Origin of the sequence: Rhizobium sp. NPDC090279, from assembly GCF_044769665.1 — a bacterium.
Taxonomy (GTDB): domain Bacteria; phylum Pseudomonadota; class Alphaproteobacteria; order Rhizobiales; family Rhizobiaceae; genus Rhizobium.
Genome location: NZ_JBIVYI010000001.1, coordinates 687,589 through 704,524, shown reverse-complemented (window position 1 = coordinate 704,524; position 16,936 = coordinate 687,589). Strand labels below are relative to the sequence as shown.

14 protein-coding genes are annotated in these 16,936 nt (G+C 60.1%); 5 read left to right on the top strand and 9 right to left on the bottom strand.

What is annotated here, in order from left to right:
• Positions 1-124: 124 nt before the first annotated feature.
• From ACIQWP_RS03210 to ACIQWP_RS03190, 5 genes are all read right to left on the bottom strand, one after another.
• Positions 125-1,372: an ABC transporter substrate-binding protein gene (locus ACIQWP_RS03210; protein WP_402782225.1), complete on the bottom strand. Its 1,248-nt coding sequence runs from the start codon at positions 1,370-1,372 to the stop codon at positions 125-127.
• Between the two features lie 210 nt (positions 1,373-1,582).
• Positions 1,583-2,704, bottom strand: a complete 1,122-nt coding sequence (locus tag ACIQWP_RS03205; protein ID WP_402782222.1) for a Gfo/Idh/MocA family protein — start codon at positions 2,702-2,704, stop codon at positions 1,583-1,585.
• Positions 2,705-2,715: 11 nt separating this feature from the next.
• Positions 2,716-3,645, bottom strand: coding sequence for a sugar phosphate isomerase/epimerase family protein (locus ACIQWP_RS03200; protein ID WP_402782219.1), 930 nt, complete (start codon positions 3,643-3,645; stop codon positions 2,716-2,718).
• A gap of 432 nt (positions 3,646-4,077) precedes the next feature.
• Entirely contained in the window at positions 4,078-4,974 is an 897-nt protein-coding gene (locus ACIQWP_RS03195; protein WP_402782216.1) for a fructose bisphosphate aldolase, read from the bottom strand.
• A gap of 670 nt (positions 4,975-5,644) precedes the next feature.
• The gene (locus ACIQWP_RS03190; protein WP_402782213.1) at positions 5,645-6,679 is read right to left on the bottom strand and encodes a LacI family transcriptional regulator; all 1,035 of its coding nucleotides are present in this window, start codon (positions 6,677-6,679) and stop codon (positions 5,645-5,647) included.
• Between the two features lie 258 nt (positions 6,680-6,937).
• On the opposite strand from ACIQWP_RS03190, the gene ACIQWP_RS03185 reads away from it, so the two are divergent.
• Positions 6,938-7,087: a hypothetical protein gene (locus tag ACIQWP_RS03185; RefSeq protein ID WP_402782210.1), complete on the top strand. Its 150-nt coding sequence runs from the start codon at positions 6,938-6,940 to the stop codon at positions 7,085-7,087.
• Between the two features lie 72 nt (positions 7,088-7,159).
• Here the strand turns inward: ACIQWP_RS03185 and ACIQWP_RS03180 are convergent, their stop codons facing one another.
• Positions 7,160-7,951 carry an HpcH/HpaI aldolase/citrate lyase family protein gene (locus ACIQWP_RS03180; protein WP_402782207.1) on the bottom strand — a complete coding sequence of 264 codons (792 nt, stop codon included), beginning with the start codon at positions 7,949-7,951 and terminating at the stop codon, positions 7,160-7,162.
• 443 nt (positions 7,952-8,394) lie between these two features.
• A complete protein-coding gene (locus ACIQWP_RS03175) occupies positions 8,395-8,793 on the bottom strand; it encodes a VOC family protein (protein ID WP_402782204.1) in 399 nt (132 codons plus the stop codon).
• A gap of 100 nt (positions 8,794-8,893) precedes the next feature.
• Between ACIQWP_RS03175 and ACIQWP_RS03170 the strand changes: the two genes are divergently transcribed.
• Entirely contained in the window at positions 8,894-9,604 is a 711-nt protein-coding gene (locus ACIQWP_RS03170) for a helix-turn-helix transcriptional regulator (RefSeq protein ID WP_402782201.1), read from the top strand.
• Between the two features lie 42 nt (positions 9,605-9,646).
• Here the strand turns inward: ACIQWP_RS03170 and rhaI are convergent, their stop codons facing one another.
• Both rhaI and ACIQWP_RS03160 read right to left on the bottom strand, forming a co-directional pair.
• Positions 9,647-10,939 carry an L-rhamnose catabolism isomerase gene (rhaI, locus tag ACIQWP_RS03165; RefSeq protein ID WP_402782199.1) on the bottom strand — a complete coding sequence of 431 codons (1,293 nt, stop codon included), beginning with the start codon at positions 10,937-10,939 and terminating at the stop codon, positions 9,647-9,649.
• Between the two features lie 212 nt (positions 10,940-11,151).
• On the bottom strand, positions 11,152-13,248 hold the full coding sequence (locus tag ACIQWP_RS03160; protein ID WP_402782196.1) for a bifunctional rhamnulose-1-phosphate aldolase/short-chain dehydrogenase: 2,097 nt from the start codon (positions 13,246-13,248) through the stop codon (positions 11,152-11,154).
• 207 nt (positions 13,249-13,455) lie between these two features.
• On the opposite strand from ACIQWP_RS03160, the gene ACIQWP_RS03155 reads away from it, so the two are divergent.
• The 3 genes from ACIQWP_RS03155 to ACIQWP_RS03145 all read left to right on the top strand — a co-directional run bounded on the left by ACIQWP_RS03155 (position 13,456) and on the right by ACIQWP_RS03145 (position 16,926).
• Positions 13,456-14,268 carry a DeoR/GlpR family DNA-binding transcription regulator gene (locus ACIQWP_RS03155; RefSeq protein ID WP_402782194.1) on the top strand — a complete coding sequence of 271 codons (813 nt, stop codon included), beginning with the start codon at positions 13,456-13,458 and terminating at the stop codon, positions 14,266-14,268.
• A 53-nt stretch (positions 14,269-14,321) separates the two neighbouring features.
• The gene (gene rhaS / locus ACIQWP_RS03150; protein ID WP_068393885.1) at positions 14,322-15,317 is read left to right on the top strand and encodes a rhamnose ABC transporter substrate-binding protein; all 996 of its coding nucleotides are present in this window, start codon (positions 14,322-14,324) and stop codon (positions 15,315-15,317) included.
• Positions 15,318-15,390: 73 nt separating this feature from the next.
• On the top strand, positions 15,391-16,926 hold the full coding sequence (locus ACIQWP_RS03145) for a sugar ABC transporter ATP-binding protein (RefSeq protein WP_402782187.1): 1,536 nt from the start codon (positions 15,391-15,393) through the stop codon (positions 16,924-16,926).
• The last annotated feature ends 10 nt before the right edge of the window (positions 16,927-16,936 follow it).

Sequence of the window (16,936 nt, the reverse complement as noted above, 5' to 3'; positions counted from 1 at the left end):
CTTTTACCACGGTCGCAGCGACAGCGGCGGCGCTTGTTTCAGGTGTGCTCATGGGCGCTCCTCCTCAGCATTCATGAAAACCGGCGGCAGGCGAACCTGCCGCCGCATGGATGTCGGTTGAAGCTTACTTCGCCTGGTCGATGACCTTGGCGAACTGATCGGCGAACTGGTCTGCCGTCATGCTGGGGGTCGTCCAATATTGGGCGATCAGGTCGCCCTCGGTCTGGACGACGTCCTGCGGTGTCAACACGTCGGACGTCAAGATCTGACGGCTCGGGTCCTTGAGCGCGTTCAGGCCCTTCTGAGCGCAGGCATCGAGCTTCGAGGTATCGACGTCGAGACGAACCGGTACGGAGCCCTTCTTGGAGTTGAAGGCGAGCTGGCCTTCCTTGGACATGATGACCGTTGCCAGCAGGGTTTGGGCATCGACCGCCGTCTTGTCCTTCAGGACCGGGAAGACGAAGATGTCGCCGCCCATCATGAAGTTGGATTCGCCCGGTCCGAGGATGCAGCCGAAATCCTTGTCGGCCACGAGGCCGGCATGGATGAATTCGCCCTTGGCCCAGTCGCCCATGAACTGAATGCCGGCCTTGCCGTCGATCAGCATGCCGGTCGCGACGTTCCAGTCACGGTTCGGACTGCCTGCGTCCTGGTAGTTGCGCAGCTTGGCGAAAACTTCCGCCACATGCTTGAACTTGTCGGATTTGACGGCGTCAGTATCGAGGTCCTTCCAGACCTTGCCGTAGAGATCCTTGCCGCCCTCGCCGAGAAGGATGGCATTGAACATCAACTGCAACTGCCAGGGCTGGCCACCGACGGCAACCGGGATCAGGCCGGCGGCCTTGATCTTGTCGAGCGCGGCAAACATCTCATCCCAGGTCTTCGGCTCCGCGGTCACGCCTGCCTTGGCGAAAACCGGCTTGGAATAGAACAGCCAGTTCTGGCCATGGTCGTTGATCGGGGCGCCATAGATATGGCCTTGAAACTGGATCGCCTGATAGAAGGCCGGCGTCAGCACCGATTTCCAATCCTGCTCCTTGGCAAGATCGTCGAGCGGCCGCAACAGGCCCTGCTGGGCCAGGTCGTTCATCTGCGTGCCGGTATTGAACTGCATGGCCGTCGGCGGGTTGCCGCCGATGATGCGGTTGATACCAATCGGACGAGCGGTCGAGCCGGAGCCTGCGATCGCGGTATCCACCCATTCGCCGCCAGCGGCATTGAAGGCCTTGGCGAGTTCCTTCACGGCGGCGGCTTCGCCCCCGGACGTCCACCAATGCAAGACTTCGGCCTTCTTGCCTTCGGCCATAGCGCCGGTCACGCTCGCCGCGACCAGCGCCGTGGCGCCGACCAGTGCCATCATCAATTTGCGCATGCGTTCCTCCTCCTTTGACGGCGTTCTCCAACGCCTGGGTTCAGCCGCCGCCGTCTCCCGACATCGGGTGGCCGAATTTCATGGTCCTCCAAAACCGTGCAACAGAGCCTCCGTTCCCTGCAGCAACATAGCAATGCTTCATCAGCCATTGCCCATTCGTCAAGCCCACAGTCCCAAAGGACTGCATTTTCCTGAATTCTTTAGCGCAACCTATGAGAAACGTCCCTCATTTATCGTCCGCGGTATCGGATCGGGTCGGCCGCAACTGCTGTGGATCGCAACAACCTGGCGCGATTGGGCCGAGCGTTCGAATGCCGTCATGACTTCCAGTGCGTGGTAGGCCAGTTCCGACGATACCCGATGCTGGCGGCCTGAGCGAAGGGAATCCACCATTTCGGCCGCGCCCAATCCGCGCAGACCGAGATGGCCGGGCACACCCTCCGTATAGGGATGATCGGCCGGAATCTCCCGCCACGCATCGTCACCATCACGGAAGATCTCGACCCTGCCGCTGAAGTTGTTGGGGTCCGGCGTCACCATGGTCCCTTCGGAGCCGTAAAGCTCGATCTGATTGTGCTTGTGCTTGATGACATCGAAGCTTGTGGCGATGGTGACGGTCGCGCCGCTATGGAACTCCATGACGCCAGTCAGATGCGTCGGCACCAACACCTTGATCGTCTCGCCGCGACGCGGATCGGTCTTCACCGTACGTTCAATGCGGGTAATCTTGGCAGTGCCGAAAACCTCGCGTACGGGACCGAGCAAGGCAATCAGGTTCGTGATGTAATATGGGCCGACATCGAGCATCGGCCCGCCGCCGCGGCCGTAGAAGAAGGCGGGATTGGGATGCCAATGCTCGTGGCCCGGCAACAACAGCATGGCGGTGGCCGAGATCGTCTTGCCGATGCGGCCCTCATCCAACAGACGTCGCGTCAGCTGATGGCCGCCGCCGAGGAAAGTGTCGGGAGCGCAGCCCAGCCGCAAATCCCCTATCCGGGCGATCGACATCAGCTCTTCGGCTTCTGCCATGGTGACGCCAAGCGGCTTTTCCGAATAGACATGCTTGCCGGCAAGCAGAGCCTTCTTGCTGATGGCATAATGCGAAACCGGCGTCGTCAGGTTGATGACCAGGCCGATTTCGGGGTCGGAGAGCATCGCATCGAGCGCCACGGCTTCTATGCCGAATTGATCGGCAAGTTTCCGCGCCGACGTATCATAGAGATCGTAGACCGATTTCACGCGGATGAAATCGAACATATGCAGGGTCGCGACATAGGTGGCGCTGATATTGCCGGCGCCGACGATGCCGACTTTCATGGGCTCGTTGCTCATTGGGTTGCCTCTTAGGAAATGGTGATATCGAGCTCGGCGGCAGCGGCGCGCAGATAGCTCATGCCGCGCCGCATCTCGTCGTCGAATTCCGGTGTCGCCTCGCGGAAATGGGTCCAATGCGATGCGCCGGGCGCATCTTCCAACTCCAGCGTGATCGGGCCGGAATAGCCGATGGCCTTGAGTGCCGCGAAAATCGCCTTCCAGTCGATCTTGCCGCGCCCCGGCCGCCAATGGGCATTGGTATGGCCCTCATTGTCGGAAAAATGCGTGTTGAAAATGCGATCTCCGAGCGCCAGAACGACATAATGCGGCATGTCGCCGGCCGGAAAGAGGTGGCTCGGATCGAAGTTCAAGCCCAAGTTGGCAGCGCCGGTGCGTTCGATCAGCCGCAGCATGCCCTGGCCGGAACTGACCCAGCGATAGGGATGCGGCTCGATCGCGACGCGAAGGTTGGCGGAGGCCGCTATCTCGCAAGCCCTCGCGAAGCCGTCGACCACGGCATCGTATTCGTCCGTCCAATCCCACTGCGGTTCGACTGCCGCGCCCCACTCCTGCGAGATCGGCCGCTGCAGGATCGGCTTGACGTCGGACTGAAACGGATAGGGCGTCATGCTGGTGACGATGGGCGTGCCGATTGCCGCGGCAACATCCATTCCCCGCTTGTAGCCCTCGAGATCGACCGTCGACACGGCGGCATTCGCGGCACGGCTGAACGGCAGATTGAAGAAGAAGTTGGTGAGCACCAACCCCTCGCCGTCAGCGATCTGCTTCAACTCGCGAATGGTTTCGGGCGCGTAGTAGCTGAGCATATCCACCGACCATGCGGTGAGCTCGAAACCCTTGCAGCCGGTGCGCGCGAGCCGTCGCAGCGGCGCCTGATAGGGCGGGTTCCAATTGAAGGTCCAAATTGGCGATCCGAAAAAAAGCGAGCCGCTGCTCACGTCGTCCTCCCGTAGAATGCGGACCTGCCCGCGACAGGGATTCCGCGCCTGTATGGTGGGCACTGCCGACGAGCCTCCCGCTCGATTTCGGCAATTCGTAACGTTACGATTATGGAAAACAGCGGCGCTGTCAATCTCTTTCAATCTGGGATTTTGTGTCGGTTATAGCTCAAACGGCAAAATTCGTAACGTTACGAATTCTTTGCGGAGATCGGCTCACATTGTGATCCGCAGCATGTATGGGGTGAGTTACGACGAAGCCTGGGCAAGAACCTTTCTTGCAACAGGCAAGGCGGCAAACCATCCGTAGCGTCGGCCGCTTCAATGCAAGCCCCGGCAACCGGTCGCGCAACATCGCCAGCGATCGCGGCGTCGGGCTTTATCAGCGATCGATTGACGCCGGGTCAGTTTAGACCCGGCGTCTTGATCAGGTCAGGCTTTCGTGACGCTCGCCTTGTAGATCTCGTCGATGGTCTTTGCGAGGCTGGTGTCGAATTCGGCGTCGCTCATCGACACACGCAGGTCCTCGGTTAGAGCGCGCGAGAAGCTGGCGATCATCCCGTGGTTATGACTGAGCTTTTCGCAGGCATCCGCACGGCTATAGCCGCCGGACAGCGCGACGACACGGGCCACTGCCTTGTGATCGACGAGGGGCTTGTAGAAATCCGGAACCGTTGGGATCGTGAGCTTGAGCATCACTTTTTCACCTGCCGGCACGGCATCGAGCCTCTGCGCGATCTCGTCGCGCAGGATGGCTTCGGCCTCCTGCTTGGTCGGGCTCTTGATCGAAACTTCCGGCTCGATGATCGGCACGAGCCCATGACCGAGGATCTGCTGGCCCACTTCGAACTGCTGCTTCACCACTGCGGCAATGCCGGCCTTGTCAGCGTTTGCGATCACGGAGCGCATCTTGGTTCCGAAGATGCCCTTCTTCACCGCACGGGCGAGCAGGGCGTCGAGATCCGGCATCGGCTTCATCACCTGCACACCGTTCTCCTCGGCGGCTAGGCCCTTGTCGACCTTGAGGAAGGGAACAACGCCACGGTCCTGCCAGAGATAGGAAGGAACCGGCTTGCCCTTCGCCTCGCCGTCCATGGTTCGCTCGAATAGGATGGCGCCGATCACCTTATCGCCGGAAAAGGAGGCCGCCGTCATGATGCGCACCCGCATTTCGTGCATCAGACGGAACATTTCCTCTTCGCCGCTATAATCGGAATCAGCGATCCCATAGAGACGCAGGGCGCCCGGTGTCGAGCCTCCGCTCTGATCTAGAGCAGCGATAAAGCCACCCTTGCCCGACATCTGCGACAACATCTTTTCGTCAGCCATATTATTCTCCCTTTTGCGTAGCGCCGCGCGGCGCATACGGACTTTCTGGATCGGGCAAGCCTTTCGGCATCACCGATCGGTTGTAAATATCGACCCCGGCGAACAATCTCGCCCCTGGAGCGGCCATGCAAGCGACCAATATCTAAGAAACCTAACGGAATTCCTTTTGTTATCCAGTCGAAATACATAGCATTTTCGAGAAATCAATGACCGCGAACTGCGGAGTTTTGGGTATGACAGCTCACCAAAGCGGTTCATTCCGCACCAACTCGCCGAATAAACCGATTAAGGCGGCTGTTACGGGAAGATCGCGCGCCGGGAGCCGGTCGAGCAATATTTTAACTTCAGCTTTTCGCCATCTGTGTGACTTGAGCCGTTTTGAGCTACTTCGCTTTTGGTTTGGGTTTTGCAGCGCTTTTTCCTGGTGCAAACAAACGGGAAGGACGAACCGCATCGGAATTTCCAGACGCTCATGAGGAGATACCATAACCATCGAATTCCGAGACGGTAGCGGCGTAGAACCTGCGACAGTTTCAGAATATCAAATCGATATCGAACAGCTGTTTTCAACGCTTGGATCGAGTAGCGCCACCTCATCCATCTTCCGCTGTGCTCGCCTATTCACGGCATGGCATTCGCGTGTCCGCTCAGCTCCCAACTGCGACATCTCTCAAGCGCGACGCAGCTGGCTTTGGTGATCCACGAATTCGGCGCGGACGACTTCGTGCAGATCGGCTGGATCTTCGCCGGCGATCGCCCGATGCAGGAAGGCGGCCAGGCGCTCGCCTATGGCATGATTCGAGTAATAAAACGTGCTGAGAGGCGGATTGAAGAAATCGGGCAGTGCCGTGCCGCCATAGGTAATCAGGGCGAAATCCTTGCCGGCCTGCCGCCCGGCATCGCGCAGGCCCGCAAGGAAGCCGAGAGCCGCTTCCTCACTGGCCACGAAAGCGGCTGTCGCCTCCGGATGCGAAGTCGCGAGACGTTTGGCCATCGCGCGCCCATTGTCCGGCGTTACCCCGGTAAAATGGATGAGACTATCCGGAGCACCCAGATGGCGTTCGGCAAAAGTCCTGCGCCAGCCGCGAACGAACTGCAGGCTATAGGTGAATTGTTGGCTGGGCGCGATCAATAACGGCATATTGTGCCCGGAATCCAGAAGCAGGCGTGCCGCTTCCGCGCCGATCACTTCATGATCGAGATCGATGCTCGGATGAACGCTCAAAAGCTCGGTCCGCCCGAAGGTGACGAAGGGCATGCCGACCTCGAGCAGATATTTGACACGGTCGTCCTGCGGGGTCGTATGGGTGATGACGATGCCGTCGACCGATCCCTCCTCGACGATATCGCGCACCGTCGCGAGCGGATCGTCGGCCTGCAGCTGCGGAACGATCGTGGTCCGGTATCCCCGCGCTTTCATGTAGCGCGACGCGCCTTCGATCAGCGAGGCGACGACGATGTTCATCTCGCCCTCGCGCCCGAACGGCAGCACGATGCCGATGGCGTGGGTCTTGCCGGTGCGAAGGTTGATGCCGCCGAGATTGGGGCGATAACCGAGCTCACCCGCAACGCGCTTAACCAGTTCGATCGTCTCCCGGTTGACTTCGGGGCCTTCCTTGAGAGCACGGCTGACTGTTGTGACCGAAAGGCCGAGCGCTGCCGCCACGGTTCGCAAGGTGACGCGCTGACCCGCGTCGCGTCGCAAGCCGCGTCCTACCGCCAATCCCTGCACTTTCGACAAATCATTCCGCTCCGCCATGTCGAGGCGAGAATGCCCGCAGGCAGGCGAGGATGCAAGCACTGGCTGCGGTCAAAGCAAGAGCGATCGATACGTTTTGGCCTCCGCTCCGATACCGGTTATCCGGGATCAGAATTACAACCTTAAGCACAAATATTCAGGCAGCATTCAGGAAGGCAATTTTAAGGTGCGTACCGTTGATTATTCCATCAATGGGGGAAATTCATGGACAAGTATACCAAGACCGTATTGACCGTCATTGCCGTCGCGCTGGCGCTGATCGCAACACAAAATGCAATCACACCGGCGAAAGCCCGCGGTGAGAACTGCGGCTGGAATATGTATAATCCCTGCTTTGTGAAGCTCGTAAACTGACGGAGTTCAACACACGGCGCATCGGCATGCCCGGAGCTTCTTCCGGACATGCCCCTATCTCAAACGAACTGATTACGATTCAGCGATCTTGCGCGCAGCCTCAATAGCCGTGCGCGCGCCTGCCCTGAGCTGCGCCGTTTCCGTACCGGCGATGACGAGATCGAGGCCGAGCTTCAGATATTCTCCGGCACGGGCGCCATTGCCGCCGAAGGCGCAGATCACCTTGCCATGGGCACGGCAGCGAGCAAGCGCGGTCGCAAGCGCCTGATCGATCGCGGCACTGTCGGGCGCGAGCCGGGCGCCGTTCGAAAGCGCGATGGAAAGATCGGACGGGCCGACGAAAATACCGTCGATACCGTCAACGGCGAGAATCTCGTCGATCGCATCCAGAGCTGTCCGAGTTTCGACCATGGCAATGGTGACGGTCAGGCTATTGGCGGTCTGTAGATAGTCTTCGGCAGGAAGGCCGAAATGATTGAGAGCAAGCGAAGGCCCCCAGCTGCGCTCGCCGAGCGGCGGATATTTCGTCGCCTTCACCAAAGCACGGGCGTCATCGGCGGAATTGATCATCGGCGCGATGATGGCGGAGGCACCCGCATCGAGAAGCCGCGAGGCGGAGGCAAAATCACCGACGGGAATGCGGGCAATCGCCGGCTTTCCGGCCAGGCGTGCATAGGCAATGCCGTTGGCGGCCGACGTCAGGTCCCACATGCCATGCTGCATATCCAAGACGATGGTATCGAAATCTTCCTGGGCCATATGATTGACGAGCATCGCGTCGGGTATGCCGACCCAGCCGGAGATCATGCCACCATTCTGGCGGCGCTTCAGGCGTCCAGCAAAGCCGTTAATGTCAGTCGTCATCGTGTTTCCTCACCTATCGACAGGCTCAATCTTCGAAGTTAGCCTCTAACGCCAAATCCGGGCGAGCCGTTGCAATCGACAATACTCAATTCCCTTTGTCGAGCCACTCGAAAGTGCGCATCCGACAGACACAAATCGACAAGGCACGGCTTCGGGCGCCCCAACCACCCAGCCGGAGGTCGATTTCAAATCTGCCAGACGACCATGACAAATATGCAGCTATTCTGGTTGGTTAGGCTGTGAGCCATACAGACGGCGTCATAGGAGAGCGCCTGGAAACGGGCGATGCCGTCAGTCAAACGACATCACCCGCCCGTCATTCAAGCCCCCGTGAGAGCGCGACACGGGCGTTCAAAGGTCTCGTTTACAAGCGACTTCAAAAAATCGGCGGGCCGCTGAGCAAATTGGGGCCGCGATCGGGACTTTTCACGAATATTGAGCGGTCAACGCCCCGCAAAACGCTGCTTCGCAAAGTCCGTGACGGGTGTGTAGAGGCTGATCAGCGTTCCCTCCGGATCGCGGATCTGCATGGCACGGTTGCCCCAAGGCATCAGCTTAGGCTCATGCACGACCTCCACCCTGTCCTTCAACCGGGCAAATTCGACATCGACATCATCGACCTGGAATTCGATGACGAGCGAGCGATTGGCTGAGGGTTCGGCGCTGCCCTCGCTGAACAGGGCGACGGTTTCGGCGCTTCCGATCGCGAGCGCCGCCGAGGGGGTGACGATCTCGGCAAAGACCGGCGCCAGCCACTCGGCCGATTGCCCCGTGACCATTTCATAGAAGCCGACCATTTTCTTGATGTCTGCAACAATCAGACGCGTGGATGCCAGTTTCATCGGATACTCCTTCAAAATACCCGCCAACCCTATCGTTGGCGGCTCGAAGGCTCTTGTCGCATAAGGCTGCTGCCACCATACTGGCAGCAGGAGTCAGTAGATGCGCCGCGCCGACCGCTTGTTTCAGATCATACAGATATTGCGGCGATCGAGCCGGCCGGTAACAGCCGCTGCGCTCGCGGATGAACTCGAAGTGTCGAAGCGCACGGTGTATCGCGATGTCGCCGATCTGATGAGCCAACGGGTTCCGATCGAGGGCGAGGCGGGCTTTGGATACCTTCTCTCGCCGGACTACGAAATGCCGCCGCTGATGTTGACCCCCGCGGAGATCGAGGCCGTCGTGCTTGGAGCGCAATGGGTTGCGGGTCGCGCCGACAAGACGCTCGCCAACGCCGCGCGCGATGTCGTTGCCAAGATCACCGCGATTGTTCCCGCACACTTGCGCCCCCTCATCCTCGAACCGAGCGTCGGCGCCAGACCCGTCATTCCGGGAGCGGAGGAGGAGAGCATCGACCTGTCGATGCTGCGGGCAGCCGTCCGCGAAGGGCGAAAACTTCGGCTCTGCTATCGCTCCGACGCGGGCGAGGAAACCGCGCGGACTGTGTGGCCCGTTATCCTCGGCTATTCCGACACCAGCCGAATTCTGGTGGCATGGTGTGAGCTACGCCAAGGCTTTCGACATTTCCGCACGGAGCGAATTCTCGAGGCTGACATGCTCGACGAAGGTCATGGCCTGCGGCCGGGCGAGCTGCGCCGTCGCTGGTCCGTCTGGCGAGAGGCCGAACTCCGGAAACCCGGGCGGCAAAGTTAGACATCGGGTGCCAACGCGATTGTCCGCCGGCACCCGATGTTCTCAGATGATCCCACCGCCGCCGGCGACAGATGCAGGGCGTTCGGCAGCGACTTTGGCGCGATAGCCGCTCGCCCTATAGGTCGCAACCGGATCGATGGCGCCGCCGGCGCGGCGGCGTGCTTCTGCCAGGATCGGCTCGACATCGGCGCGGTAGGCGCGCTTCAGGGTTTCCGACGCCATCAGCGCGTCATTGGCATCCTGATAGCCGGCCAATGCCTTGCGGTCGACGATGAGCGCCTGGACATAGGCGCGGCGGATCTCGTTGGCGCTGGAAATCAGGCTCTCGATCGGATCAGTGACATTGTGCGACTGGTCGATCATATGCGCCGGATTGAAGTCGTTGACCCCTCGCCGTTCGGCATCGACCAGCTCGTTGAAGACAAGGAACAGGCGGTAAGGTTCGATGGCGCCCGCGTCGAGATCATCGTCGCCATATTTGGAATCGTTGAAGTGGAAGCCGCCAAGCTTGCCGAACTGGATGAGGCGCGCGACGATCATTTCGATATTGGTGTTCGGCGCGTGATGGCCGAGATCGACCAAGCAGTGAGCCTTCGGCCCCAGTGTCTGCGCAATCAGGTAGTTGGTGCCCCAATCCTGCACGATCGTCGAATAGAAAGCCGGCTCATACATCTTATGTTCGGAAAACAGCCGCCAGTCGTCGGGGAGCGCCTTATAGATATCAGCCATGGCGGTGAGATAGCGCTCGAACGCCTTGGTGAAATTGCTTTGGCCGGGGAAGTTGGAGCCGTCCCCGATCCAGACCGTCAGCGCCTTTGAGCCGAGCGCCCTGCCGATCTCGATGCATTCGATGTTGTGCTCGACGGCCTGAGCGCGAGTCGCCGCGTCGACATGGCTCAGCGAACCGAACTTGTAGGAATGCGCCTGGCCGGGTGCATCCGAGAACGTGTTCGAGTTCATCGCGTCGAAGCCGAGGCCGAGCGCCTCGCCCTTCGCCTTGAGTTCACGCGGGTCCGCCTTGTCCCAGGGGATATGCAACGAGACGTTGGGCGTCGCGCGGGTCAGCTGCTGAATGACGGCGCAATCGTCGAGCTTGTCGAAAATGCCGCGCGGCTCGCCGGTGCCAGGGAAGCGAGCAAAGCGCGTGCCACCCGTGCCAACACCCCAGGACGGGACCGCGACAAAGAATTCGGAAACCTTCTTGGTCACGGCTTCGATATCGACGCCGCGGCGAGCGAGCGTGGCGCCGAGCGCCTCATAATCGGATTTCAGCGCGGCGGCGCGCTTGTCGTTTTCTGCAGCAACCAGATCGGGCGCAATTCTAAACTCGGCCATTCTTTCCTCCCAGATACGTCATTCGAAATGTTACGGCGTTTCGATCGCCTCGTTCCATCTTCTCCCCAGTGGGGAGAAGATGCCCAACGGGCAGATGAGGGGGCGAGGAGCGCAGCGAGGAAGATCTTGAGCGCAAGACCTCATTTGTCGCACTCCCTCATCCGACCCTTCGGGCCACCTTCTCCCCGAGGGGGAGAAGGAGAAGCTATTCATTACCGCGTAAAGCTCTGCGCGTTGCCGGCGTCGACATTGATGATATTGCCCGTCGATTTGGCTGATAGATCCGAAGCCAGGAAGTAGATCGCCTCGGCAATGTCCTCGGGGAAGACATTGAGCTTCAGCATCGAGCGCTTGCGGTAATGCTCCTCCAGATCGTCCACCTCGATCTTCGAGGAGGCGGCTCGTTGTTCGCGCCACTCGCCATTCCAGATCTTCGATCCGCGCAAGACGGCATCCGGGTTGACCGTGTTGACGCGAATGCCCGCATCGGCACCCTCAAGCGCCAGGCAACGCGCGAGATGAATCTCGGCTGCCTTGGCCGTGCAATAGGCCGCAGCATTCGGCGACGAGGCAAGGCCGTTCTTCGAGGCGACGAAGACGACGTTGCCGCCGAGGTTTTGGCGACGGAACAGCCGGAAGGCTTCGCGCGAGACGAGGAAATAGCCGGTCGCGAGAATGTCGACATTGCGATTCCACATCGAAAGCTCGGTGGTTTCGATTGGCGCCGACGAGGCGATGCCGGCGTTGGACACCAGAATGTCGATGCCGCCGAATTCGACGCAGGCCTCGGCAAAGGTGGAAATGACTGCGTCTTCCTTGGTGACGTCGAGCTTGACGCTGCGCACCGCATCGGCGCCGAATTTCCTGATGAAATCCTCGTGGGTGCCCTCAAGTGCGACCTGATCGATATCGGCCAACACAACGCAGGCACCCTCGCCGACCAGGCGCGCCGCCGTGGCGCGGCCGATGCCGCCGGCGCCGCCGGTGACGAAGGCGACCTTGCCGGCAAGGCTCTTCGGCTTCGGCATGCGCTGCAGCTTTGCCTCTTCCAGCAGCCAATATTCGATATCGAAAGCCTCCTGCTCGGGCAGCCCCTGATATTCGGAAACCGTGGATGCGCCGCGCATGACGTTGATGGCGTTGACATAGAACTCGCCGGCGATGCGGGCTGTCGCCTTGTCACGGGCAAAGGACAGCAGGCCGACGCCCGGCACCAGGAAGATCACCGGGTTCGGATCGCGCATGGCGGGCGAATTGTCGTGCTTGCAGTCGTTGTAATAGCGGGCGTAGTCGGCGCGGTAGTCTTCCAGCGCCTTGTCGAGCCCGGCAATGACAGCATCGACATCAGGCTTGGCCGGATCGAAATCGACGATCAATGGCCGGATCTTGGTGCGCAGGAAATGATCCGGGCAGCTGGTGCCAAGCGCGCCGAGCGGACGCAAATTCTTGGAGTTGACGAATTCGAGCACGGCAGCCTGATCGTCGAAGTCACCAAGCTTGCGCTCCGCCTTGCCGATGCGGCCGCGGATCTCCGGCATCAGCCGGGCTGCGATCGCGCGCCGTTCGGCCTGCGGCAGGCTTTGGACGGCGGCGCCGCCGAAGATGGTCTTGCCTTCGGTCTTGGCGGCAAACCATTCGATCGCCTTGTTGATGATGGCGAGCGTCAGTTCGTAGCAGGCCTTCGCGTCATTGTCCCAGGTGAACAGGCCGTGGCTTTCCAGCACGACGCCCTTGGCATTCGGATGTGCCTTGACGAAGGCTTCAAGATCGAGGCCGAGCTGGAAGCCCGGACGGCGCCATGGCAGCCAGCCGATCTCCTCGCCGAAAATTTCGCGTGTCAGTTCGCGCGAATTCTTCGAGGCGGCGATGGCGATGATCGCATCGGGGTGCATGTGGTCGACATGGGTGAACGGCACGAAGCCATGCAGCGGCGTATCGATCGAGGCGGCGCGGGCATTCAAGTTGAACGTGCAATGCGGCAGGAAGCCAACCATGCGATCTTCGTCGGCAACGCCCTGATAGATGGACTTCAGGCTGTCGAGCTTATCCTGATAGAGCGTGGCGAACCCGTCGAGCTTGATGGTGCCGACATCGCCGCCGGAGCCTTTTACCCAGAGAATTTTGACCTTCCCGCCAGTCAGCGGGTCTGTCTCCATGACCTTGGCCGATGTATTGCCGCCACCATAGTTGGTGATACGCTTGTCGGCACCCAGCAGATTCGACCGGTAGAGCAGTTTGCCCGGCTCATCGAGGCCATCAGCATATGCATCATCCCAACGGTTCTTCAGAAGCTGAACGTCAGCCGCCATGTCATCCTCCCTTGAAATCAAGTCTTGCGAGCGGACCGAAACATGATGGCGCCACCCTTTGTGAGCAGGATATCGCTCACACACAGTCACTTTGTCAATCGAAAACGATCATATTCGACAATGCTGCGATGCAATATGAAAGTTTATGATCGTTTATGATTGACACCTTGTCATATTTACGAAATAACCCCCAACAAGGAGGAGCCGATGCACGAACGTGAACGCCATCGCATTATTCTGAGCGCCGTACAGGAAAAACCTGTGGTGACGATTCAGGATATCTCCGAGCTGACAGAGGCTTCGGAAGCGACGATACGCCGTGATATCGCCGCCCTGCATGTGCAGGGAAAGATCCGCCGCGTCCGTGGCGGCGCCGAATCCATCCACCCGCCGCAGCTTGGCAATCTCGTCGGCCGCCCTTTCCGCGTCTCAGAAGCAGTCAATATCAATAAAAAGCGCGCAATTGCGCGCAAGGCTGCCGAATTGTGCAATCCGGGTGATGCGATCATCATCAACGGCGGCACGACGACATTCCAGCTGGTCCATTACATCGCAGCCTTCCGGCTGCAGGTGATGACCAACTCCTTCGCCATCGCCGAGCATCTGGTCAAGCACTCGAAAAATACGGTGACGGTTCCAGGCGGCGCGATCTACCGCGAGCAGAGCCTGATCCTCTCGCCCTTCGACAACGACACGACCCGCAATTTCTATGCGCGCCGCATGTTCCTCGGCGCGCAGGGCGTCGGCCCGCTCGGCATCATGGAAGCCGACGGACTGCTGATCCAGAGCGAGCAGAAATTGATGCGCCAGGCCGATGAACTGATCCTGATGGTCGATTCCAGCAAGTTCCGTCAGCGTTCGAGCCTGATCCTGTGCCCGCTCGAACAGGTGACGACGATCATCACCGATGACGGCATTTCGGCAGACACGGTGCGGATGATCGAGGGGGCGGGCGTGTCGCTGATTATCGCAAATGTTTCGGCTGAGGCCGAGGAGGAAGATTCCCCGTCGGTCGCATAAGGGACGCGGCTCAGATGGGGTGAGCATAGCCTATCAACCTGGGAGGAAGAGACATGAATATTGCAAAGAAACTGGCGATCGGCGTCGCGCTCGCCGCGACACTGATGGCCGGTACGGCCAGCGCGAAAGACATCAAGATCGGCCTCGTGGTGAAGTCGCTGGGCAACGGCTTCTTCGAAGCGGCCAACAAGGGCGCTCAGGAAGCGGCCAAGGATCTCGGCGGCGTGCAGGTGATCTACACCGGCCCGACCTCGACCACGGCCGAAGGCCAGATCGAAGTCATCAATTCGCTGATCGCACAGGGCGTCGATGCCATCGCGATTTCCGCCAACGATCCCGATGCAGTCGTCCCGGCTCTGAAGAAGGCGACGCAGCGCGGTATCAAGGTCATCTCCTGGGATTCCGGCGTCGCAAAGGCGGGCCGCATCCTGCAGCTGAACCCCTCGTCAAACGAGCTGATTGGCAAGATGTGCCTGACGCTCGCCAAGGATCATCTCGACGGCGGCAAGGGCGACTTCGCCATCCTGTCGGCAACGACAACCTCGACCAACCAGAACATCTGGATCGGCGAGATGAAGAAGCAGCTGAAGGACTTCCCGGGCCTCAACCTGGTCACGACAGTCTATGGCGACGACCTCTCGGACAAGAGCTATCGCGAAGCTCAGGGCCTCTTGACTTCGCATCCGGAAGTCAAGGTCATCGTCGCTCCGACGACCGTCGGCGTGCTCGCCGCTTCGCAGGCCGTCAAGGACGCCGGCAAGATCGGCAAGGTCTACGTGACCGGCCTTGGCCTGCCGTCCGAAATGGCCGGCGCCATCAAGTCGGGCGCGACGAAGGAATTCGCGATCTGGAATCCGATCGATCTCGGCTATTCCGCTACGCAAATCGCCTATCGCCTCGTCAAGGGCGAGACTGACGGCAAGCCGGGCAGCGAGATCAATGCCGGCCGCATGGGCAAGATCAAGGTTGGCGAAAACGGCGAAGCCGCCATGGCCGATCCGTTCGTCTACAACGCCACGAATATCGATCAGTTCTCCAAGGTTTTCTGATCGAAAATCGCATCCACAGCTCTCCGGCGGCGTCAGCCGCCGGACCTGGTTTCATTGATCCGGTACATTGCTGATGACCACAATCCTTCAACGATCCCTGGCGGACGCGCCAGCCGCAAACAGTCAGGCCATTCTGGAAATGCGCGGCATTTCCCAGATTTTCCCCGGCGTGAAAGCGCTGGATGGCGTCAGCATTTCCCTTTATCCCGGCAAGGTCACCGCCTTGATCGGCGAAAACGGCGCCGGCAAATCGACCCTGGTCAAGATTCTCACGGGCATCTACCGCCCGAACGAAGGCGAGATCCTCATCGACGGCAAGCCGACCACCTTTGCCAATGCACAAGCCGCCATCGATGCCGGCGTTACTGCCATCCATCAGGAGACCGTACTCTTCGACGAGCTGACGGTTGCAGAAAATATCTTCCTCGGGCATGCGCCGCGCACATCCTGGCGCACCATCGACTGGAAGACGATGAACAGCCGCTCGAGGCAGCTGCTGGAATCGCTGGAAAGCGCCATCGATCCCGCCACCCGGCTGAAGGACCTTTCCATCGCTCAGCGCCATCTCGTCGCGATCGCCCGCGCGCTTTCCATCGATGCCCGCATCGTCATCATGGATGAGCCCACCGCCGCCCTTTCGCGCAAGGAGATCGACGATCTCTTCCGCATCGTCGAGGGGTTGAAGGCAAAGGGCAAAGCGATCCTCTTCATCAGCCACAAGTTCGACGAGCTCTATGAGATCGCCGACAATTTCGCAGTCTTCCGCGACGGCCGTGATGTCGGCCATGGCGACCTGAAAGCAACCCCGCAGGACGAGATCGTCCGCATGATGGTCGGGCGCGATGTCGGCAACGCATTTCCCAAGGTCGCGGTAGCGCTCGGAGAAACCGTTCTCGAAGTCGACAAGTACTGTCACCGCACGGAATTTCGCGACATCTCCTTCCAGCTCCGCCGCGGCGAGATCCTTGGCGTCTACGGCCTGATCGGCGCCGGACGCTCCGAACTCTGTCAGTCCCTGTTCGGCATCACCAGGCCGCTTTCCGGTCGGCTGACACTCAACGGCGAGGAAATCCAGATCCGCTCGCCGCAGGATGCCATCCGTGCCGGCATCGTCTATGTGCCGGAGGAGCGCGGCCGTCATGGCCTGGCGCTGCCGATGCCGATCTATCAGAACATGTCGCTGCCTTCGCTTGGGCGCACCTCGCGCAAGGGCTTCCTGAAATTGGCCAATGAATTCGCCTTGGCGCGCAAATATGCCGAGCGGCTCGATCTGCGTGCCGCAGCACTTTCCGTGCCCGTCGGCACGCTTTCGGGTGGCAATCAGCAGAAGGTGGTCATCGGCAAATGGCTGGCGACACAGCCGAAGATCATCATTCTCGACGAGCCGACAAAGGGCATCGACATCGGCTCGAAGGCGGCCGTCCACGGCTTCATCAGCGAGTTGGCGGCAGAAGGCCTCAGCATCATCATGATCTCCTCCGAGCTGCCGGAGATCATCGGCATGGCGGATCGTGTGCTTGTCATGAAAGAGGGGCTCTCCGCTGGTCTTTTCGACCGCGAGGAGCTGACACCGGAAACCCTGGTGCGTGCCGCCACGGGAAATGCATAGGGAGAGCCGG